Here is a 17,943-nt window from a genome sequence, read left to right as displayed (position 1 = left end):
TTTCCAAGTTTCATAGATTCAAAAAGGAAGATCGTCGTCGCTTACTTCTATCGGTCCTCCGTCAGTCGAAAACGGGTCACTCTGGGATGTTTCCGGTCGATTTTGAGTGTTTGGCGTATCATCTGGAGTATTCGTCTGTCTTGGCGCTTGTCCACGCTCTGACGAACTGCTGTGCGTGTTTTCTGCATTACTGTTACGAGGTTCGAGAAATTGAACAGAATCTGCAACAATTTCCGTTGTATAAACCCGCTTTCCGTCTTGCCCTTCAAAACTTCCAGTTTGAATTCTCCCATCCAAACCAACCAGACTTCCCTTTTTCAAGAAGTTCGCTACGTTTTCAGCCTGTTTTCTCCAAGCAACACAACTTATAAAATCTGCTTCCTGTTCTCCGACCGCATTTTTGAATGCCCTATTCACAGCAAGAGTGAAGCGTGTAACCCCGATTCCTGTTTGCGTGTATTTGAGTTCAGGATCCTTTGTAAGCCTGCCAACTAATACGACTCGGTTAATCATTCAGCCACCTCCAACTCGTCATACCAAGTCGTCCAAAACAAGATGCCAGCTATCAACAAATCAAGTTGTTCTTCGTTCGGAATCGCCTTATCCAAACAATCGCTAGAACAATACGTATTGCCGCCGATATCATGCAGGTAACCGTCAATCATCGGCGCGTTACATTCGTCACAGCTTCTGGATGGTTTAATTTCTGCTTGAGTTTCATAAACATAAAAGCTCACGATGCCACCGCCCTTTTAATCGCTAATAACCTAACAAGAGATTGATAGTCCATTTCAGACAACAGTTCACCGTTCCGACCGCTTGCAATTCTCATATCATGCAGCTGCTGAATGACATATTTCCTCTGCATTTTTCTCATGCCGTCATCTCCTTCTGTTCTTCCCAATAGCGTTCAGCCATCCGGATTTTCACTTCGAGCTCATTCATTTCGCGTTTTAATTCTTCTGGTGAATGATTGCCTGTCGCTTGCACTAGGTAAAATCCACCGCCGTTTATCCAATCATTCATTCCGATTCCCCCTGTATACGCTTTTCGTATTCCTCAACGCTTATTCCCAATGCTCTTGCCATTGCTTTACTCTTCCGATAGTTAGGTGCCAAATTCAACACGCAATTCATGTTGCCTATGATTCGCCACCACGTACGACCCTTGTCATCTAGTTTGTAAGCTATTTCACCACTCTCAAACTCTTCCGGTGTGATATTCGAGGTCATCCATATAGGCTTATTCGCTCGTTCCCTGCCGTTTATGATTTGGAAGATCCAATCCTTTTCGATATTGGAAAGCTTTTGACTACTCATAAAGTCGTCCCAGATAAGTAGGTCCGCCTCTAAGCACGCACTCATGATTTCACCGAACGATTCTTTGTTGTTAAAATTCCGAGTCGCTTGCAATCTACTAAACAAATCCTTTTCGGTAATGTAGATGACTGCATAGCCACACTTGATTAATGCATTACCACCGCTCGCCGTTATGTGACTTTTGCCGTTTCCGGTTTCGCCGAAGATGAAAACTCCTAATTTCCCACGTTCTTCAAAGTTCTCAACAGCTGAAGCAATCTCTTGATATGCCGGTGCCGTTCCGTTGCGCATTTGAAAGTTATCAAAAGTCATCGACTTGATATCTTCCATCGCGCTACTTAGTTTCAACGCCCGGTTAATCCTGATACGCTTCTCCGTTTTCTTCTGGTCATCCCAAAACTCTTTGTTCTTAGCAACTTCACAAGGGCAAGCACAATGCACCCAGCGCATATCTTTTTTAAATGGATGCTCAACTTGTGTTTGAGGCTTGTCCTTTCCGCAAATCTCGCATTGTATCGGACTAGGTTTACTTAAAGAGTCGGACATTCCCGAATTCCGAAGTATGTTTGCCATCATTTTTTCGATCAGACTCCACTCCTTTGTAAATTGGTGGTGCAACGCTTTTCACGATGCTTGGGAATTTCGGTTTATTCATTTTCAGAAGCAATGAAGTATACCGAGTTCGCAATTTAGAAGGTGACAACACATTCGCTTTTTCGAATTCGTCTTGCTGCACCCAACGCATCAATTCGCCAATTTCTTTTTTATCTCGCTTATCAAGGTCAATCATTTTTCGAATGTCATCGGACCAAGTTTGTAAGTTAGGTTCTTTTCGTTTCGGATCATTCTTCAAGATTTCCTTGTAGAAGAAATCAGCTAAAATAAATGGTGGTGATTTTTCGTCGTAAACTTGTTTAGGACTTAATTCTTTTTTATTATCATTGTTTTCATTATTAACATTATTAACCTTATTGATTGTGTTCACTTGTTGTTCATCTGTTGATCGCTTGCTGTTCACTTGTTGTTCAACACCTTGATGTTCAGCCCAGTTAGACACAGTAACCACGCTGTATTTCGTCGTTGATTTGATGTTCAACATTTGCCATTCTTCAAAATTCTTCAACCATCGCCATAGCGTTATCGCTGAAACGGCATCGTCCTTCTTTGCACCCTTATTAAACTCGTCCGCCAGCGCATTTCGACCAGTCACAAACTCTCCAATTTCAAGTTTCACCATCTGATTTCCAACTAACTGGTCATGCCCAGAATGTGATGCTTTCATCAAACAGTGGATCCAGAGTTTCAGCATATTGGCATTTGAATATATGGGGTTGTCCATTAATTTTCTGTGTAAGCTTATCCATCCTGCCACTCGACTTTCCCTCCTTCACCTACTGTTTATTTAAGGTACGAACACAAGCTTCCCTGTCTGTTCCTGCACTGCTTTCTTGAACACCGCTTCATCTGAATTCGAATCTGACAAATGCAGCAGATGAATCTCTTGAACCTTCGATAGATCATTGGCTTTCAAAAACACGAGCATGTTTTCCAATGAAAAATGACTCTTCACTACTCGTTTTCGTATAAACTCATGGATCCGTCCGCTATCTACATTTTCATTAAGTATTTTTTGAGAGTAATTGCACTCGACCATTAAATGAGTGAGCCCTTGAAACTTGTATTTGATGTAATAGGTGTCTGTAGCAAACAGAAGCTTATCCCCTGCCTCGTTAGCGAGTAGAAAGCCGAATGGTTCACTGACATCGTGCTGAACGTCAAACGGCAACACCGTCCACGTGCCGAGCTTGAATTGCTTCTTGTTCTCGACTGCTTTGATTCGATGATGATTGATCCCAATTGCTTCTTTTGTTCCGGGCGACATGTAGATATTCAATCCACGGTCTGCAACCTCATTGACGGCTTTACAATGGTCTTTGTGTTCATGTGTAACCAATACGCCTTGAATGTCTGAAGTTTTGAAATCCAGTGCCCTCTGTATGTTTTTGAACGATATCCCACACTCCAAGAGGAGGGGGGTTTTGCCGTCCGTAATCCAATAGCAATTCCCCGTACTTCCTGTTGCGAGCGTTTTGATTTCAATCATTTAGAAACCGGGTCCATTTGTGACTGCCTCTGCTTCGGGATGCACTAGAGGTTCCGAAAAGATTTCTCCTGTATCTAAATCGATATCAACTTTCGGCGTTTCGATAACCTCTGGCTGAATATCCAGTGTTTCGGTGTTTGCATTTTTCTTAATTTCATATTCTGGATTGATCTCTTTTCTCTCATTATCAAACTCATTTTCAGTGGTGCGATTAACTGTTCCAATGAATAAGTCGCTATCATCCGAAGTATTGATAAACGCTTTAGCAGCACGATTGATAACTGTTCGCTTCGACATCTCTTGCGGGTATTTGTTTTGCACTGTTGCCATGCTTGATTGCGACCATGATGTTTTGATTTCATCCATTGTCATAACCGTCAAAAACTGAACGCCGTCATCACGCTCGATGATGCAATAAGCACCTTCAATGTCGTCTTTATTTCCTGTTGCAGCCTTCCAATCGACTTTGTGCGCTTTAAAAGCTAGTTGTCCGCGGTCGTTATATTCGACATCGAATGTTTCACCTTTCCAGATAACATTGGCCCAAATATCCTTAACGCCACTCATACGTTTAACTACCGCTTGCGTACCGTGATAAGATCGTGTGAATTGCATCTTGTCGCCATAAACAATGAAGTAACCTTGATTCTTCGCTACACTCAGCGCTTGAATTGCCATGTCTTGCAATGAGAATGCGACACTCTCCATTGTTGCGCTGTCGATTAACGATGTCTTCTTTTTGAAATCTATCTCTGTTAATTTGAAGTAAGCCGCTTGAACCGCGTTAACGATTGAATAATTTTCCGGAATGTTGATTTGATTGTTTTCAACCATGCTTTGAACCTTTTCGGCAACCCTAGTTACGATTGCATTTTGCTTATTCGATTCGGCTGGTAAATTGCTTTGGTTTTGTTGTAGTTGTTTAGTCATTTAAATAGCCTCCTGGCGTTCGTTTTTTTCAATCCGTAATTGCTTATCCTGCTCGGAAACAATCAAGCTGATTAACTGTGAATCAGTGTCTGCCAATTGAGTCACCGCTTCGCTGTTGTCGACGAAGATAGGGGCTCTAATTCCGAAATGCTCCGTCAATGTATTGATGATGTCGATGCCGACGTTGATGCGTGCTGCATTGTTCAGGCCGCTTGAATATGGAATTCCATTAAAAGTAGTCTCACAGATTTCTTCAATACCGCCATTGATGTTTGTTTTAAAGAGATTGAACCGCGCATATTTGAATTTGGAGTTAATCTTTTCAGTAAGCAATTCGACTTTCGAGCGGATAAATTCTTCTGTAAGGAATAATTCACCTTCCAGTTTTTCGAATTCTGTTGCCAACTCTTTTTGCTGTTCTTCGAGTTCGGCAATACGCTTTTCTGATGCAACTACATGAGCTTGCTGTGCAATTTGTGCATTGAGTTCAGTGCGTTTAGTACGTAGGTCAGCTACTTCTTTCTCAACGCCTATAACAGCACTCTCTGCGTTTTCTTTTAGCGATTTAATTTCATCATTTACTTTTGCTTGCTCTTGTAATTTGGATTGATATTTCGGATCTTGACGTGCGTCTTTAACGGCTTCTCTGAGCGTGTCTAGTTCAGTTGTTAACTTGGATACTACTTTTTCTTTCTCCACGATTTGCAAGGACAGTGAAGACCCGATTTCTTTTGATTTCTCAATTTGCTCCACTGTTTTCGCTTTATCTTCTGAAATAGCTTTCCCGTGACTATTGATTTTTTCTAATTCAGTTGCCTTATTTAGATTAAATGCAGCAACCGCTTTTCCCTTAGCCGCTTCAAGTTCTTGTTCTGGAAGTGCTTGTCCACATGTCGGACATTCACACTCAGCTTTATGAACATATTCAAGCGCATTTTCTTTTGTCCAACGCTCACGAAGTTCTACTAGCTTTCCGTCAAACGCAACAACATCTTTTTCTAATACGTCAATTCGATGCGCTGCGTCATCTTTTTTACGGTTCAAGTTAGCGATATTAGATTGCTCTTCTTGGATTTTCGCTTGTACCTGGAATCCTTTTTCAACCGAATCTGATTCAAGGCCACGTTTGATGGATTCAAGATCCATTTCAATTTGTTTTAAATCCTGTTGCTTAGTAGTAATGGCCGAACCGTTTTTAATGTTGTTAATTTGAGTAGCGTTTGCATCGAGTTCCTTTTCAATCTCCGCAACTTCTTTTTCTATAGAAGGAACATCTAAATTTAGTTCTGGTAATGAGTTATTTATTTCATCAATCCGAACCGGTATACGGTCCAGTTCTTTATTGATTTCAGCCCGACGTGCAGCAATGACTTTCCGATGATCTTCAATCGTGCGACCTTTCAAGATGGTAGGTAGGTTTTTCAGTGCGCTGTTGAATGCCAGGACATCTTCTTCGTCGATGTCTCCGCACACTTCAAGCAATGTTGCTCTGCGGTCCTGCCATTTAAGATTTTCGTTAAAGAATGTTGGTGATGTGAGGAGTTTGAATACGTCTTCTTTTACAATGGAATCAACTTTCGATTGGTATTCACCTTTTTTGGATGGAACACCATCAATGAAATAGTTCGTTTTGTGTCCAGTAAATTCAGCGACCGGTGCACCACGTCTTTTCTTCCATTCCTCCGCATATACTTTTTTTAAGGTGAGAGGACTGCCGTCTACACGGAAAATAGCTTCAACTTCATGGTCCAGGTTGTTAATCTCCTTGCCTTCTTTTAACGTCTTGATGGCAAAGTCTGCACGATTGTTACTGTCCTTGTTAAAAAGTAACCAAACAAACGAGTCGAATAATGAGGTCTTGCCAGTAGAATTGTCACCGAACACTTTCAGGTCCTGTCCATCGGCACCGAGTTCAAACTTCTTGATTCCTTTGAAGTTTTTAAGCGTTAGATTCATCAGTTTTACTTCTTTCAATACGTTCTCCTCCTTGTCATTTATGGGGTTCTGCGCTAAAATAGCGGTAATAGAATTTCTCAGAACCCCGAACTCGCTGCTCTAACAGCGGGTTTTTTATATTATTTCTTCATACCGTATGATTTCAGCGGTCTTGCGAAGTGAGTAGATACTTTTCTCGCCCCATGCCTCTTCGAACTTCTTCATAGCTTGTAGTGCGCTATCATCTTCGGTATGGATGATGAATGGATCTTCTTCCTCCATTGATTTGACTTCCCATTCCCATGTTCTGTTCTTCATTCGTTTTCACCGCCTTCTTGCTCCAGTTGCCATGTCGCATACTGCCACATCACTCCAAGTCCAAATGCCAGGAACGGTGCAAAGTACAAAACGATTTGACCTTTTTCGGCTAATGTCAGCATGTTGATTCTCCTTTCTGTTGTAGATGGTTGAATCCCATCAAGAAGCCCGGGAAAGGATACGAGTAACCAGCTCGATTGGGAGGAAATTATTCAATGGATCCCGGACTTCTTGATAGGAGCCAAGGCTCCGTATCTGTGTTATAATGTTGTTACTAGATAGTTTCAAAGTTCGCCGACTGACACAGCCATGTCAGTTGGCTTTTTTTATTTGTTGTAAAGCTTTCGGCGACCTAACTGCTTCTTCTGCTCGGAATAGCGCCAAATCTACGTCATCTTCTATCAACTTCTTGAATGCAACCCTCAAACAAAATTCGGCAGCATGTCGTTCGTGTACTTCCTCCGAAAATACATTCATGTTGTCCCTCCTAGATTAAGAAATTTATGAATCCTGCTATCACGCCACCCGTCGTGCTTAATACGTTAGTTAAGATTGTCAAACCGTCTATGCCGCATATAAAAGCGACTAGAACATCTTGCGAATGGGTCAGTGTTGCCCATTTTTGAAATAGTCCCATCGAAGGTTCTTTTTTACTGTTTTCGAACCTAGACACATCCGCTTGTTGAATATGTAGTTCATGTGCCAATTCCTCCTGATTCAAACCAGCTCTTTCTCGACAAGCCCTTAAAATAGTTCCGTATTCCATTTCCCTCACCTCCCTTTTATGTCAAATTGACATAGGGAATCTCTTTATCTAGTTGTATAGTTAACTTGTAGGTAAGACCCCTCCTACATCCTTAAAACACTTCGCCCTACAAGCTCCGATACGCAAGGGGCTTGCCCGCCCCTCTCCGTTTTACTCAGCTAGTTTTAAATGTTGTTGACTGTTCAACGTTTTAATTTCAAGCCTTGCGCTAGTATCTGGTGACCACTCTTCGATGTACTGGATTGCTTCTTCGAATCGAACCTTCGGTAACTCTCCGTATCTAGGAATCTCAAAGTGTTTCTTGAATTCATTCCAAAAATGCGAGAAAATCACCTTACTGATTTCCTTGTAAGCTTTGGAATCTTTACCACCTAAGCAATCAACGACTTTACCGCGACCATTCTTGTTGATTCTGTATTCCTGCGCTCCATTAATCCGCATATGATCTTTCAAAAACTTCACGTCCGTTTCAACTACTTCGATACGCCCTTCTTGTTCGAGTGCTGCTTGTAATAGAAGTTTCGTGTTATTTGGATGCTCGACTTGATATGAACCCGTCTTTCTAATAGAAGGAAGCACTTCTTTTCTAATCCAACGCCTGAAATCTTTTGCTTCTTTCTTCCGGCTAGCAAAGACCATTTCATAAAGGCCACTTTCGCTTACAACATTTACTGAACCTTGACGCCCTATGTTGAACATAGACCGTTCATCGTCATCTAATCGAGACACCGCCTGCGTCGCATTCATGATTCCTAAAATGTCACAAACATCTAATGCGACAAACCATGGCTCGTTATCTTGTACCACCGTTCTCAATCCATGATTTTCATAGTTGAAAAGATTTTGTATTTGATTCATTGAAATTCCTCCTTTTGATAGGTTTCTTGTTCCCTCTTGTCGAATAGTGACAATGGAGGGAGGTGATGACATGAGTGATTTAATTAAACCTGGCACCGATAACAAACAAGCTGGCACATACAAAGAAGTTGGTCCTAAAGGTGGTCAAGTCCCAAAACCGCGAGTCGTGAAAATCGATCAAGGCGACCGCCTTCCCCCTACACAAGAACCAGGTCGCAAGTGGAAAAAACAGTAGTTCCTTATAAAAGTCGTTGTTCGCGCAACGGCTTCTATATTTGAATTTTCTTCTTGAAAAGGCACCAGCATAGACCGAATAAATTTAGCTGAATCCAAGCCTCTGCATATTTAACTCCAGACTCTTCGTATTTTGTAATGAAGTGACGTAACATCCCTCTCACCTCCTATCTAGAAGACTCACAAAAATACTAACTACCAAAGTTGTAAACCAAATCATAATTGCTCCTGCTTTTAATCCATTGAAGCAACTGATCCGTCACAATCTTTGCATGTCCAAAATCATGAGTGACTGGGAAACCTTGAATCTTCGTCGCTCGATACACTGTCGTATGACTAACTCCTAACAAGTCCGCCGCATCTTGCAATGATAGTAAGATTGGTAGTTGACGTTCTCGCATCGCTTCTCCGACAGCTTTTCTTACTTCGTCGCCAATGATTTCTTTTAAGTCTTTCGCATTTACTAAAGTGACTTCTGACATCCTTCTTCCTCCCTTCTCTTCTCCACACCCATCAATCAAAGTTCGAAGTCTTGGCGTTGGCTATTGCTGTCGCTCCCCTTCTATTGAAGGCTCGTGGCGTACTCCGCTCGTTCAAACGCTGATTGATGGATGTGAGGTACATATTTTTAAATGACTTCCGAGTTACTTGTGTGAGTTTCTTGTACTTTGTTGTCAAATAAAAAGAAGATATCCTCTTCTAAAATTTTCGATATTCGGAGCGCCGTTTCAAGTGGTGGAGATATATAACCATTCTCCCAGTTAGCGACTGATTGCTTTCCTTTATATCCAAGCGTTTTCGCCAGTTGTTCTTGGGTTAGTTTTTTCTTCTCACGAGACTTAATCAAGTTTACATTTTTCATGTCGTCACCTCCTGTGTGTGAATAACTTGTACCTTGAGTATACATACAAGATTCTTGTACGTCAACAACTAAATACAATTATCTTGTACTTTTAATTATTTCATATTCACATGATGTACAATATCCTTGTACATGTTGATGTTAGGGGGAGTCATGATGTTGACCCATAGATTAAAAAAATCCAGAACCAAAGCAAAACTAACACAAGAAGAGCTTGCAACTAAGGTTAATACTACTAAAAGCACGATTAGTAATTATGAAAACGGGCATAGTACCCCGTCAAACGATATGTTAATTCTGTTATCTGATGCTCTTGAAATTACAACTGACTACTTATTAGGGAAAACGAACAGCTTAACACCGGGCCAGGATTCTAAAATCCTGGAATTAACTCCGAAAGATGAACTCGATATAGCGAAACGCATGGGGAAAATGAAAAAAGATTTAATAGAAGGAAGTGCTGATGGAGAAGCCCTAAACTTTATGGGTGAACCTATGAGCGAAGAAGCTATTGAGTCTCTTTTGGAAGCTCTTGAACACGCCGAGCGCATAGCAACTTTAGCGAACAAAAAATATACCCCTAATAAGTTTAAAGGCAAGGAATAATCCTGAGGGGGTCAGTTGATGTGGATTAAGGAAATTGTAGTAGACTTAGTAAAAAAACACGGCACTAACGATCCGTTTAAAATTGCAGCAGCTAAGAATATTTATGTTATCGAGATGGATTTACATGAAGAAATATTTGGATTTTATAAATATATAAGAAGGAACAAATTCATTTACATAAATTCCGATTTAAGAAATAAAGATAAAATCTTCACGCTTTCTCATGAATTAGGCCATTCAGAAATCCATTCTAGACTTAGCACTCCTTTTTTAAAGAGAAAGACCTTGTTCTCTATCGATAAAATAGAAAATGAAGCTAATAGATTTGCGGTTGAACTATTACTACCCGATCAAGCGATTTATGAGCACGAAGGTGCAAATATGACTCTTAACGAGTTAGCTAGTTTATATTGCGTACCAAAAGAGGTTACGCACCTAAAGAATTTACGGAATGTTCACTAAGTTATGTTGGTGAGATTAAAGTTGTAGGAGGGTTGCTGATGGATGTATTTCTATTTATAGTGGGCGTTGTCATTATTCTCATTGCTATCGGATTATTGGTTATAAAGTTGTTTACCAGAGAACCGAAAAAGAGGATGCTGATATTACTCGCTGTCGGATTAGTGTTTTTGGTCGCTGGTCCCGCAATAGGAATGTCGAAAATGAGTCCAGAAGAGAAATTAGCAATTAAGGAAGAAGTATTAGCAGAAAATGAAGCAAAACTTGAAGAGAAACGGATTAGGAAAGAAGAGGAAAAGTTAGCAGATAGGGAAAATGCCGATGAGGTTGAAGCTGAAGAGAAACTAATCCTGGAAAAAGAAGAGTTAGAACAAAAAAATAAGGCTGAGGAACAAACTGAGGAAGAAAAATCAGCAAAAGTCACTGTAGAGAAGATAGTCAACGAAGACAAGAGTGACACCGTTCCTTTGAATTCGGAAAAAATTGTTTACGAAGTATTCAAAAGTGGTGACAACAAAATAGAAGAAACGATAACATCAATCGATTTTGATGAAGATGAAAAAGTTCTTACGGTAATCGTTAAAGGTAAAGATGGATTGTCCGACAATTCAATCGGACTTGGATTTTACGAGGATGCTACTGCTGTCTATCGCGAGTTGGCTAAAGATGAACGTATTGGCGAGGTGTGGCTGACAATCACCTTCCCGATGAAGGACAGCTACGGTAACGTTGAGAATGAAGAGGTAATGGGTACTTGGATGTCTAAAGAGACAATGGACAATATTGAGTGGAATAGCTTTAATTATCAAGACCTCTTGGATGTTGTCGATGGCAAAAGAATATATCCGCAATTTGTGCAATAAAGCGAAACGCCCACTTCCCCGGGCTTAGATTTTTTATAAAGATAGGAAAAATAAATTAAAATGAGGTGCAGAAATGGCAGTAATCGGGTTTTTTGGCTTTCTAGTGTTTTTAGGAGCTTTGTTCTATCTTGTTTACCATTTTATAAGAAAAATAAAAAACAAAGAACGTGTACTGAACAAAAAAAAATTCTATCCAGTTCTAACAGGAGGCTTTCTGCTCCTTGTTATCGGTCTCGCTTTTACTGATACGGGAGTTCAAGCGCAATTGGACGAGACGCTTGAAACAAATGCTACATTGGTTGCAGAAAACAAAGAAGCGAAATCGGCAAATTCAAAACTAGAAAAAGAAATTGAAGATTTAACCTTAAAAGTAGCTGCCATTGCTAAATCTGAACAAGAGTTAAAGGATCAGCAAGTAGTACATGAGGAAGAAAAAGAAGCTTCGGTGAAAGCAGTTACCGAGTTAGAGTCATCTAATTCGACTTTAAAAACGGAAGTCGAAAGCTTAAAAACGCAACTGGCAAACAAGAGCACAAATTCAACCGCGAGTTCATCCAGGACAAGTTCGGGTAGCTCTTCTACCCCAGCTAAAACACCAGTCACCGCACCAGCTGCTTCCGGTGGCTCTGAGTGGTTCCAAAACTGCACAGAACTTCGCACGAAGTACCCTAAAGGCGTTGCATCCACACATCCCGCCTATCAGTCCAAAATGGATCGCGATAAGGATAATTGGGCATGTGAGAGATAACTAACGATTGAATGCCCTACACAGGGCTTTTCTTTTAATTTATTAAAGGGTTGAGGAGTTATTATTTACTGAATTAATGAGTGAGATAAATACTGGTAAAGGGAGGCGTGATTCGTGTGGTTTTACCATGAAAAAAGTGTTTGATCAATATTCTAATTTTTTATTCGGACTAATAACTATGGTAGCCTTCTTGTTTACAAATTTAACAATCGAATATAGAATAATACTATTTTTATCGATGGCAACTGTATATTATATTGGACTTTCTATTTATCTTAATAATAAATACAATTCTGCCAAAGAAGAATTCGAAGAACAACAAAGGCTGTTAAAAGATCTAGAAATGAGAAATTCTTTGTATGCAGATTTTTGTAACAAGAGAAAGTTATTCAAATCACATGATTTGCCTAAAATAATAAAAATTTCGACTGAACAACATGGGTACCTTAGAGATAAATATAGAGGTAGTTTATTTTCTCCGATCATTTCGGAAATAAGAACTTCGAACATGGAAATTGAAAAGATAATAGACAAAGAAATGAGGGATTTTGATGAACAACTATACAACCTTCAAGGCAATAAAGATAATTGACGAATACAGCATAGTCATTAATGGTGGATTAAATCATAGCATTTCATTGGATGATGATATCGAAATATTTGTAGTTGGCGACGAAATTACAGATCCTTATAATGAGAGCAAATCCTTGGGTACATTAGATTTTATCAAAGAAACGTTAAAGGTGACTGAGATTTATCGAGAATTTGCTGTTTGTACGAAGATTAAGGAGATTGAGGAATATAAATCCTCAAGCATCGAAAGAATGATGAATCCGTTAGGGCTTGGTGAATCGATTCATAGACAAGTTAAAAAGAAGATAATAATCGATGAAAAAGAAATGACTGGAAGGAAAACTGCGGATAAAACAATTCGTATCGGTGACACCGCACGAATCGCCTTATCAAGCTAACTCTTTGTCCCTTAATATGATAAGAAGCGCTCCTGCATCTTCTAGTTTCGTAATATTATAAACTTTTTCATTAAAAAACAAATTGATAAATTCTTTTTTATTTTCTGTAGACAAATCTTGATAATCATTTAATAACTTATCTACTTCAATCGGTCTAACCTCAGCATCGCCACGGAAAATATTTTCTTGGAGCATGTTTAGAACGCTCATCTCAAAAACTCCTTTCATATCAGGAATGTATTTTTGATACCTATAAGTTCATTATAAGATAACGAAGAGAATAAATCGAATCTTTGTTCCGCCCTACCCAGGGCTTTTCTTTTAACCAATAAAAGAACATACATTCCCAAAAGGAGTCGTCCAGATGAAAAAAAACATTAATCTATCCGAAAAACGAGGAGAAAGAGAGCTACCTCCAAACGTAACGAGAGTGGATTCGACTAAAACAGTCCGCATCCCTATCCTTGATAGGATGTATGAAATTGACGGTGAGTTGTATTACGAAATTCAAGGTGATCCTACTCCGCGGAAATGGAAGGACTACAGCCACATGAATTTTAATTAGAATGACCCGCTTATTTAATGGAGGTGATACCTTACCCTCTGTTCCCTACCAAGGGCTTTTCTTTTAATCACTAAACCGAACATACCTTCTATTTGAAAGGGGAAATAAATATGTATTGTCGAACATTGAAAAATGGTAAGTGGTCATGCACTACAGACGCTACGCCGGACCCACTAACTGGACAACGCCGGCAAGTGACACGCCGTGGAGATACTAAAAAGGAAGCTGTGCGCAGGGCGCAACTTGCGGCTGACGAATTATCGAAAGAGCGTCAAACGACGAAAAGAATCGTGCAGGAAGTCTATGACGAGTGGTTGAATGTATATAAAGAAACCGTGAAAGCGTCGTCGGTGAAAACTAGAATGGTAGCTATGCGCCCTTTTATCGACAAGCACGGCAAACATTTGATTAGTAAACTACAAATAAATGACTTGCAAAAGTTCCTGATTGAAAGACGTGATACCGGAATATCGAAACATCACATTGCCGGCACTCGGACCGCCTTGAATTTAATGTTTGATTTTGCTTTGAAAAATGGATATGTTGAAAATAATAGTGTGAAAGATACAGTGATACCAAAAGCCAACAAAAAATCGCAACTTCTTGTAAACGCAAAAAAGAAATATCTCGAAAAAGATGAAATCCAAAACTTTTTAAATGGTACAAAGTCGTCTGGTAGAAGAAATGCCCACTCTGTGGCGCTCACAATGATTTCTACAGGCTTACGCATCGGGGAGGTGTTATCGCTCACTTGGAATGATATCGACCTGGAAAAGCGTGTCCTAGTGGTCAGTAAGACGTTGTTTGAAAAGCCTGCGGATGAAGGTGGATTTGAGTTTGCTCCACCGAAAACAGAGGACTCAAATCGGACTGTATCGTTTAACCGGGAGTTAGCAGAAGAATTGAAGAGGATGAAAGTACAGTACAACAAAGAAAAGTTGATTGGTCTACGCGATCCTAAATCACAATGGCGTGATTTAGTGTTTACTGGTCGATACCAGCAGCCGCTGCGGGCTGTGACGATTAGCAGCGTGTTTAATAAGATATACAAGGCCTATGACATTAAAGATGTGAATGGCACGCATATATTACGGCATACACACATTACGATGCTTGTTGAAGCTGGTGTGGACTTGCCTGTCATTATGGAACGTGTCGGACACTCGAATATAAACATCACATTAGAAATTTACACTCACGTCACTAAAAAGATGCAGCAACAAAGCGACGATAAAATTAATGAGTATTTCCTCCAATTTATCTAAAATGAAAATAAATGTGGTTTTAATGTGATTTTCCGTCTAGCCCAACCGCCTTTGAACGCTTGCAAACACTGCGGTTGTGCCCTTTCGGCTTTTATATGTTTGAAATAATCATCATTTCAATGAATAGAGGTGTGAACGTCTACATAATCAGCCATCCCTTTACAATAGAAGGTGGTTGTTTTTGTTAATATTCAGAAATCTTAACGACGTGTTCAGTATCCTCGGTTTCTCAATTTAGATAGTTGGGAGACCAACTTCCTTGTGAAATCCTTCTTATAATCGTCTGATAAATAAAAAAAGACAACCCTCACCATCGTGAATAGTCGCCTTTTCTAATTATTTACTTTTCATCATATTATTAATAGCTACTAAAATATCAGTATTCTGCTTAAGCAGTTCAATCTCTTTATCCGATATTTCCTCAACAACTTGGTATTGACTCTGAGTAAGATGAGCGATATCCCCCTGATCATCTTTAATTAGTACCTGATTGATATTAGCCACTCTATATACTGTGTAGACCTTTTCCATTGATAAATTGTTAAATGTGTTCATTCTATTAATCGGCATTGTATTTATATCTGTAGGGATCTGCAGAAGCCTAATTAAACCTTTCATTTCTGGCTTTATCTCAAAACCTTGAAAACTTTTTAATTGACCTTCTGAATTCATTAATTTAAGAATTTCCATTCTTCATCCCTCCATCACAAAATAGACTAAATCAGCACATTTTAAAGACCAGGATCACGCATCACGGAGTGGTCTTTTGATTTAATAAACTAAATTTAATTTTATAACCAAAAAATAATATCTGTTGGTGTATAATCTGCAAACTGACTAAAATCTTTTTCTTCCATACATTGATAAGCTTCAATAATCTCTATTGGTACTTTTCTACCGTGGGGATTCTGAATAAATGCATGTGAATTATAGGACCTTTTTAAATCCATCATATGATTAACTTTATCTATTGTAGGTTGTTCAACAAGCGTTTTATAAAAATTGTGTAAATGTCGAACAATTATAATCCCATCAATTAAATCAAAATTAACTGCTCCTGCATTCTCTTTTTTATAATAAGATTGGTCAGTTAATAAACCACTGAAATTATTTGTTAGTGCTGAAATCGGCTCATACATATAGTTGTCCCATACAATTACTAGTAATCTATAATCTTCTGGGTATTCCTTTATATAATCTGTGAATTTTTCTTGGGCACTTATCAAATAGTCTTTTATAGGATTATCTTTTGGTAAAGTTGTATTCTCCTTATTATCAAATGGGATACCTCTAGCTGGAATCTGTGTAGCTTGTTTACGATTTTGCATATGTGTTATCAACGAAGGTGATTTCACCTCAATACAGTAATGAATATTATTTAATCTAGAGCGAAATTCAGGATTCTTCCTTTTTTGTTTAGCTCCAGGTTCTGCATCAAAATATTTACGCCCATCCGTACCTACATTTGCAATATCAATAGCATGAGCCGCTACCGCTATTTCTGAAAGATTTGTAATAATTGTTTCCAATACTTTCTTATCTTTACCTTTTAAGGACAAGTTTCTTTTTATCATTTCTGCAGCATATCCAGGGGAATGTTCATCAATCTTTGCTAACGTATGACACAGTGAAAATGCTACAGGATCTTGGTGTCGAATATCTTTGAAAAAGAAATATTTAAAAAAATGTTCTTCAGTGATATCTTCTAATTTACTTTGAATTAAATAATAAATATCCATCATATTCATTAATCTAGTACCTCCACGATTTTTAATAAACTGATTGGTAACTTCTATATACTAATTTTAAATACTAATTCCTACTTTTAGTTTATGATCAACTATCACGTTAACTAGCCAATTATAGAAAGGTACTGGACGCACATTTGTAGGCTTGTCCTCCACAGATGACGCATTGACTTTCTTCTTAATATGATACCGCACAGCTTTATACTGCGCCCCTTTAAACACTGCTCGTAATGTACTGGATATCGTTAGCACAACCCCACTAACATCACTAATAATATTGAGCAGTACATCTTTAGCGCGTACAAAATCACGTGCATCATTTTTTTGAAGCTAATATAACTTTGTGCAGCTCATCTTTCAATTCATCTTTCATTGGTAATGAGTGCATGAAATCGAAAAGCGTTACTTGCCATTCGACGCTTTCCAGACTTGCCCCTTCCTCCCACATTTCATAAAGCTTGTCCAATTCCCGCTCCTTGATATCGGATTCAAACTAATCCGCTCGTCAGGAGGACGTGTAAATGTGTCGATAAACCTTGTAGTTATCACATTTCTAGATACCAGGTATTGTATTTGTGTTGTGTTTGATTAATAACAGATATCCAATAATCTATTATGCGGGAAAGAAATTGAATTGCATTATCTCCTGTTAATCATCATCCTGCTTTAACATTCAGCCATTCAATTTCTCATTCGATAAATCATCGTCATAGTTTCCACCACATCAACCTAATATGTTCCTTCCAAATTAGTTGTTTCAATAGTAATAATCAAAAAAGTATATAGCTAAAAACTGAGAACCATATTGAAATATAGTAGCATCTATCTTGGACGGACCATATATCACGGCTTTATCTACTCTTCAAAGTCCCAAGTTTCACATCATGTTTTTCAGCTAATGCAGCAAGCGTTATTTTTGTTGTTTCCCACTCTTTCTGAATCTCGTTCCAGTTATGCACATCACATCACCGCCACCTCCGTTATTTTTAGGCATAGAAAAATGCACCTCCGAAGAGATGCCTCATTCAGCAAACATACTACGCTTAGTCTTAAATAAAATATCTGCAGCGCCTTCATCGCCGCCATACCACTTATCAATCATTTCCGCCCTTTTAAGCATAAATAAATCTTTAACAAATTGACCTTCGACATCGCCCTCTTCGACTTGAATATAACTTTTGTAAACTGTCTTTAATTCTACATCTACCTTATTGGCAAGCAATGGCCCAAGCAAAACTTTCTGAACCAGCTTTTCTTTATCCAGTAGGTTAATATGCATATTCTCACCTCCCACTGACACTATTCGTCCCAGTGGCTGAAAATCCTCTATCAATATTTTTTTATCACCGTTCGGACCAGTGAATATAACAGGCACTACCTTCCAAAAAAAAA

At 39.0% G+C, this 17,943-nt stretch carries 29 protein-coding genes and 1 pseudogene; 9 read left to right on the top strand and 21 right to left on the bottom strand.

Features of this window, described 5'->3' with window-relative positions; all coding sequences use genetic code 11:
* Positions 1 to 18: 18 nt before the first annotated feature.
* The 14 genes from ssb to AC1TO4_RS11550 all read right to left on the bottom strand — a co-directional run bounded on the left by ssb (position 19) and on the right by AC1TO4_RS11550 (position 8,230).
* Complete coding sequence (gene ssb, locus AC1TO4_RS11615; protein WP_482105449.1) at positions 19 to 513, bottom strand: single-stranded DNA-binding protein; 495 nt, start codon at positions 511 to 513, stop codon at positions 19 to 21.
* Positions 510 to 737, bottom strand: coding sequence for a hypothetical protein (locus AC1TO4_RS11610; protein ID WP_482105448.1), 228 nt, complete (start codon positions 735 to 737; stop codon positions 510 to 512). The genes ssb and AC1TO4_RS11610 overlap by 4 nt, the downstream gene beginning before the upstream one ends.
* Positions 734 to 877: a hypothetical protein gene (locus AC1TO4_RS11605; RefSeq protein ID WP_482105447.1), complete on the bottom strand. Its 144-nt coding sequence runs from the start codon at positions 875 to 877 to the stop codon at positions 734 to 736. Before AC1TO4_RS11605 ends, AC1TO4_RS11610 begins: the two co-directional genes overlap by 4 nt.
* Positions 874 to 1,026, bottom strand: a complete 153-nt coding sequence (locus AC1TO4_RS11600) for a hypothetical protein (RefSeq protein ID WP_482105446.1) — start codon at positions 1,024 to 1,026, stop codon at positions 874 to 876. Before AC1TO4_RS11600 ends, AC1TO4_RS11605 begins: the two co-directional genes overlap by 4 nt.
* Positions 1,023 to 1,895 (bottom strand): ATP-binding protein, encoded by an 873-nt coding sequence (locus AC1TO4_RS11595; protein WP_482105445.1) that lies wholly within the window; start codon positions 1,893 to 1,895, stop codon positions 1,023 to 1,025. The genes AC1TO4_RS11600 and AC1TO4_RS11595 overlap by 4 nt, the downstream gene beginning before the upstream one ends.
* Positions 1,846 to 2,691, bottom strand: coding sequence for a hypothetical protein (locus AC1TO4_RS11590; RefSeq protein WP_482105444.1), 846 nt, complete (start codon positions 2,689 to 2,691; stop codon positions 1,846 to 1,848). Before AC1TO4_RS11590 ends, AC1TO4_RS11595 begins: the two co-directional genes overlap by 50 nt.
* Before the next feature lie 30 nt (positions 2,692 to 2,721).
* Positions 2,722 to 3,423: an MBL fold metallo-hydrolase gene (locus tag AC1TO4_RS11585; protein WP_482105443.1), complete on the bottom strand. Its 702-nt coding sequence runs from the start codon at positions 3,421 to 3,423 to the stop codon at positions 2,722 to 2,724.
* Positions 3,424 to 4,353: a recombinase RecT gene (locus tag AC1TO4_RS11580; RefSeq protein WP_482105442.1), complete on the bottom strand. Its 930-nt coding sequence runs from the start codon at positions 4,351 to 4,353 to the stop codon at positions 3,424 to 3,426. It abuts the gene before it with no gap.
* Complete coding sequence (locus AC1TO4_RS11575) at positions 4,354 to 6,327, bottom strand: hypothetical protein (RefSeq protein WP_482105441.1); 1,974 nt, start codon at positions 6,325 to 6,327, stop codon at positions 4,354 to 4,356.
* 96 nt (positions 6,328 to 6,423) lie between these two features.
* Positions 6,424 to 6,606: a hypothetical protein gene (locus AC1TO4_RS11570; RefSeq protein WP_482105440.1), complete on the bottom strand. Its 183-nt coding sequence runs from the start codon at positions 6,604 to 6,606 to the stop codon at positions 6,424 to 6,426.
* On the bottom strand, positions 6,603 to 6,728 hold the full coding sequence (locus AC1TO4_RS11565) for a hypothetical protein (protein ID WP_482105439.1): 126 nt from the start codon (positions 6,726 to 6,728) through the stop codon (positions 6,603 to 6,605). Before AC1TO4_RS11565 ends, AC1TO4_RS11570 begins: the two co-directional genes overlap by 4 nt.
* A gap of 190 nt (positions 6,729 to 6,918) precedes the next feature.
* A complete protein-coding gene (locus AC1TO4_RS11560; RefSeq protein WP_482105438.1) occupies positions 6,919 to 7,083 on the bottom strand; it encodes a hypothetical protein in 165 nt (54 codons plus the stop codon).
* A 10-nt stretch (positions 7,084 to 7,093) separates the two neighbouring features.
* Entirely contained in the window at positions 7,094 to 7,372 is a 279-nt protein-coding gene (locus tag AC1TO4_RS11555; RefSeq protein WP_482105437.1) for a helix-turn-helix domain-containing protein, read from the bottom strand.
* Positions 7,373 to 7,522: 150 nt separating this feature from the next.
* On the bottom strand, positions 7,523 to 8,230 hold the full coding sequence (locus AC1TO4_RS11550) for an ORF6C domain-containing protein (protein ID WP_482105436.1): 708 nt from the start codon (positions 8,228 to 8,230) through the stop codon (positions 7,523 to 7,525).
* A gap of 70 nt (positions 8,231 to 8,300) precedes the next feature.
* On the opposite strand from AC1TO4_RS11550, the gene AC1TO4_RS11545 reads away from it, so the two are divergent.
* A complete protein-coding gene (locus AC1TO4_RS11545; protein WP_482105435.1) occupies positions 8,301 to 8,465 on the top strand; it encodes a YjzC family protein in 165 nt (54 codons plus the stop codon).
* 190 nt (positions 8,466 to 8,655) lie between these two features.
* Here the strand turns inward: AC1TO4_RS11545 and AC1TO4_RS11540 are convergent, their stop codons facing one another.
* Both AC1TO4_RS11540 and AC1TO4_RS11535 read right to left on the bottom strand, forming a co-directional pair.
* On the bottom strand, positions 8,656 to 8,946 hold the full coding sequence (locus AC1TO4_RS11540) for a helix-turn-helix transcriptional regulator (protein WP_482105434.1): 291 nt from the start codon (positions 8,944 to 8,946) through the stop codon (positions 8,656 to 8,658).
* Positions 8,947 to 9,092: 146 nt separating this feature from the next.
* A complete protein-coding gene (locus tag AC1TO4_RS11535; protein ID WP_482105433.1) occupies positions 9,093 to 9,326 on the bottom strand; it encodes a helix-turn-helix transcriptional regulator in 234 nt (77 codons plus the stop codon).
* A gap of 156 nt (positions 9,327 to 9,482) precedes the next feature.
* Between AC1TO4_RS11535 and AC1TO4_RS11530 the strand changes: the two genes are divergently transcribed.
* The 6 genes and pseudogenes from AC1TO4_RS11530 (at position 9,483) to AC1TO4_RS11505 (ending at position 12,973) form a co-directional block, all read left to right on the top strand.
* Complete coding sequence (locus AC1TO4_RS11530) at positions 9,483 to 9,932, top strand: helix-turn-helix domain-containing protein (RefSeq protein ID WP_482105432.1); 450 nt, start codon at positions 9,483 to 9,485, stop codon at positions 9,930 to 9,932.
* A gap of 18 nt (positions 9,933 to 9,950) precedes the next feature.
* Positions 9,951 to 10,394, top strand: a complete 444-nt coding sequence (locus tag AC1TO4_RS11525) for an ImmA/IrrE family metallo-endopeptidase (RefSeq protein WP_482105431.1) — start codon at positions 9,951 to 9,953, stop codon at positions 10,392 to 10,394.
* A 38-nt stretch (positions 10,395 to 10,432) separates the two neighbouring features.
* Positions 10,433 to 11,254: a hypothetical protein gene (locus AC1TO4_RS11520; protein WP_482105430.1), complete on the top strand. Its 822-nt coding sequence runs from the start codon at positions 10,433 to 10,435 to the stop codon at positions 11,252 to 11,254.
* A 619-nt stretch (positions 11,255 to 11,873) separates the two neighbouring features.
* Positions 11,874 to 12,002, top strand: a pseudogene (locus AC1TO4_RS11515) (excalibur calcium-binding domain-containing protein); the annotation flags it as partial.
* Positions 12,003 to 12,129: 127 nt separating this feature from the next.
* Positions 12,130 to 12,594 (top strand): hypothetical protein, encoded by a 465-nt coding sequence (locus AC1TO4_RS11510; RefSeq protein ID WP_482105429.1) that lies wholly within the window; start codon positions 12,130 to 12,132, stop codon positions 12,592 to 12,594.
* On the top strand, positions 12,554 to 12,973 hold the full coding sequence (locus tag AC1TO4_RS11505) for a hypothetical protein (protein WP_482105428.1): 420 nt from the start codon (positions 12,554 to 12,556) through the stop codon (positions 12,971 to 12,973). The genes AC1TO4_RS11510 and AC1TO4_RS11505 overlap by 41 nt, the downstream gene beginning before the upstream one ends.
* On the opposite strand, the gene AC1TO4_RS11500 is transcribed toward AC1TO4_RS11505, so the two are convergent.
* Positions 12,965 to 13,183, bottom strand: a complete 219-nt coding sequence (locus AC1TO4_RS11500) for a hypothetical protein (RefSeq protein ID WP_482105427.1) — start codon at positions 13,181 to 13,183, stop codon at positions 12,965 to 12,967. The genes AC1TO4_RS11505 and AC1TO4_RS11500 overlap by 9 nt on opposite strands.
* A 154-nt stretch (positions 13,184 to 13,337) precedes the next feature.
* Here AC1TO4_RS11500 and AC1TO4_RS11495 point away from each other — a divergent pair, with 154 nt between their 5' ends.
* Positions 13,338 to 13,538: a hypothetical protein gene (locus AC1TO4_RS11495; protein WP_482105426.1), complete on the top strand. Its 201-nt coding sequence runs from the start codon at positions 13,338 to 13,340 to the stop codon at positions 13,536 to 13,538.
* 110 nt (positions 13,539 to 13,648) lie between these two features.
* Complete coding sequence (locus tag AC1TO4_RS11490) at positions 13,649 to 14,803, top strand: tyrosine-type recombinase/integrase (RefSeq protein WP_482105425.1); 1,155 nt, start codon at positions 13,649 to 13,651, stop codon at positions 14,801 to 14,803.
* A 336-nt stretch (positions 14,804 to 15,139) separates the two neighbouring features.
* On the opposite strand, the gene AC1TO4_RS11485 is transcribed toward AC1TO4_RS11490, so the two are convergent.
* The 4 genes from AC1TO4_RS11485 to AC1TO4_RS11470 all read right to left on the bottom strand — a co-directional run bounded on the left by AC1TO4_RS11485 (position 15,140) and on the right by AC1TO4_RS11470 (position 17,830).
* Positions 15,140 to 15,493, bottom strand: coding sequence for a hypothetical protein (locus AC1TO4_RS11485; RefSeq protein ID WP_482105424.1), 354 nt, complete (start codon positions 15,491 to 15,493; stop codon positions 15,140 to 15,142).
* Positions 15,494 to 15,594: 101 nt separating this feature from the next.
* Complete coding sequence (locus AC1TO4_RS11480) at positions 15,595 to 16,551, bottom strand: hypothetical protein (protein WP_482105423.1); 957 nt, start codon at positions 16,549 to 16,551, stop codon at positions 15,595 to 15,597.
* 316 nt (positions 16,552 to 16,867) lie between these two features.
* The gene (locus AC1TO4_RS11475) at positions 16,868 to 17,017 is read right to left on the bottom strand and encodes a hypothetical protein (protein ID WP_482105422.1); all 150 of its coding nucleotides are present in this window, start codon (positions 17,015 to 17,017) and stop codon (positions 16,868 to 16,870) included.
* 555 nt (positions 17,018 to 17,572) lie between these two features.
* Entirely contained in the window at positions 17,573 to 17,830 is a 258-nt protein-coding gene (locus AC1TO4_RS11470; protein ID WP_482105421.1) for a hypothetical protein, read from the bottom strand.
* Positions 17,831 to 17,943: the final 113 nt, after the last annotated feature.

This window comes from Sporosarcina sp. Y838 (assembly GCF_056786515.1).
This window is presented reverse-complemented; position numbering and strand designations above follow the sequence as displayed.

What these genes read in the sequence shown, in the direction of transcription:
- ssb (WP_482105449.1), bottom strand. Translation starts at nt 513, where the DNA reads ATGATTAACCGAGTCGTATTAGTTGGCAGGCTTACAAAGGATCCTGAA.
- AC1TO4_RS11605 (WP_482105447.1), bottom strand. Translation starts at nt 877, where the DNA reads ATGAGAAAAATGCAGAGGAAATATGTCATTCAGCAGCTGCATGATATG.
- AC1TO4_RS11600 (WP_482105446.1), bottom strand. Translation starts at nt 1,026, where the DNA reads ATGAATGATTGGATAAACGGCGGTGGATTTTACCTAGTGCAAGCGACA.
- AC1TO4_RS11595 (WP_482105445.1), bottom strand. Translation starts at nt 1,895, where the DNA reads ATGATGGCAAACATACTTCGGAATTCGGGAATGTCCGACTCTTTAAGT.
- AC1TO4_RS11585 (WP_482105443.1), bottom strand. Translation starts at nt 3,423, where the DNA reads ATGATTGAAATCAAAACGCTCGCAACAGGAAGTACGGGGAATTGCTAT.
- AC1TO4_RS11580 (WP_482105442.1), bottom strand. Translation starts at nt 4,353, where the DNA reads ATGACTAAACAACTACAACAAAACCAAAGCAATTTACCAGCCGAATCG.
- AC1TO4_RS11570 (WP_482105440.1), bottom strand. Translation starts at nt 6,606, where the DNA reads ATGAAGAACAGAACATGGGAATGGGAAGTCAAATCAATGGAGGAAGAA.
- AC1TO4_RS11565 (WP_482105439.1), bottom strand. Translation starts at nt 6,728, where the DNA reads ATGCTGACATTAGCCGAAAAAGGTCAAATCGTTTTGTACTTTGCACCG.
- AC1TO4_RS11560 (WP_482105438.1), bottom strand. Translation starts at nt 7,083, where the DNA reads ATGAATGTATTTTCGGAGGAAGTACACGAACGACATGCTGCCGAATTT.
- AC1TO4_RS11555 (WP_482105437.1), bottom strand. Translation starts at nt 7,372, where the DNA reads ATGGAATACGGAACTATTTTAAGGGCTTGTCGAGAAAGAGCTGGTTTG.
- AC1TO4_RS11550 (WP_482105436.1), bottom strand. Translation starts at nt 8,230, where the DNA reads ATGAATCAAATACAAAATCTTTTCAACTATGAAAATCATGGATTGAGA.
- AC1TO4_RS11545 (WP_482105435.1), top strand. Translation starts at nt 8,301, where the DNA reads ATGAGTGATTTAATTAAACCTGGCACCGATAACAAACAAGCTGGCACA.
- AC1TO4_RS11540 (WP_482105434.1), bottom strand. Translation starts at nt 8,946, where the DNA reads ATGTCAGAAGTCACTTTAGTAAATGCGAAAGACTTAAAAGAAATCATT.
- AC1TO4_RS11535 (WP_482105433.1), bottom strand. Translation starts at nt 9,326, where the DNA reads ATGAAAAATGTAAACTTGATTAAGTCTCGTGAGAAGAAAAAACTAACC.
- AC1TO4_RS11530 (WP_482105432.1), top strand. Translation starts at nt 9,483, where the DNA reads ATGTTGACCCATAGATTAAAAAAATCCAGAACCAAAGCAAAACTAACA.
- AC1TO4_RS11525 (WP_482105431.1), top strand. Translation starts at nt 9,951, where the DNA reads ATGTGGATTAAGGAAATTGTAGTAGACTTAGTAAAAAAACACGGCACT.
- AC1TO4_RS11520 (WP_482105430.1), top strand. Translation starts at nt 10,433, where the DNA reads ATGGATGTATTTCTATTTATAGTGGGCGTTGTCATTATTCTCATTGCT.
- AC1TO4_RS11510 (WP_482105429.1), top strand. Translation starts at nt 12,130, where the DNA reads ATGAAAAAAGTGTTTGATCAATATTCTAATTTTTTATTCGGACTAATA.
- AC1TO4_RS11505 (WP_482105428.1), top strand. Translation starts at nt 12,554, where the DNA reads ATGAACAACTATACAACCTTCAAGGCAATAAAGATAATTGACGAATAC.
- AC1TO4_RS11500 (WP_482105427.1), bottom strand. Translation starts at nt 13,183, where the DNA reads ATGAGCGTTCTAAACATGCTCCAAGAAAATATTTTCCGTGGCGATGCT.
- AC1TO4_RS11495 (WP_482105426.1), top strand. Translation starts at nt 13,338, where the DNA reads ATGAAAAAAAACATTAATCTATCCGAAAAACGAGGAGAAAGAGAGCTA.
- AC1TO4_RS11490 (WP_482105425.1), top strand. Translation starts at nt 13,649, where the DNA reads ATGTATTGTCGAACATTGAAAAATGGTAAGTGGTCATGCACTACAGAC.
- AC1TO4_RS11485 (WP_482105424.1), bottom strand. Translation starts at nt 15,493, where the DNA reads ATGGAAATTCTTAAATTAATGAATTCAGAAGGTCAATTAAAAAGTTTT.
- AC1TO4_RS11480 (WP_482105423.1), bottom strand. Translation starts at nt 16,551, where the DNA reads ATGAATATGATGGATATTTATTATTTAATTCAAAGTAAATTAGAAGAT.
- AC1TO4_RS11470 (WP_482105421.1), bottom strand. Translation starts at nt 17,830, where the DNA reads ATGCATATTAACCTACTGGATAAAGAAAAGCTGGTTCAGAAAGTTTTG.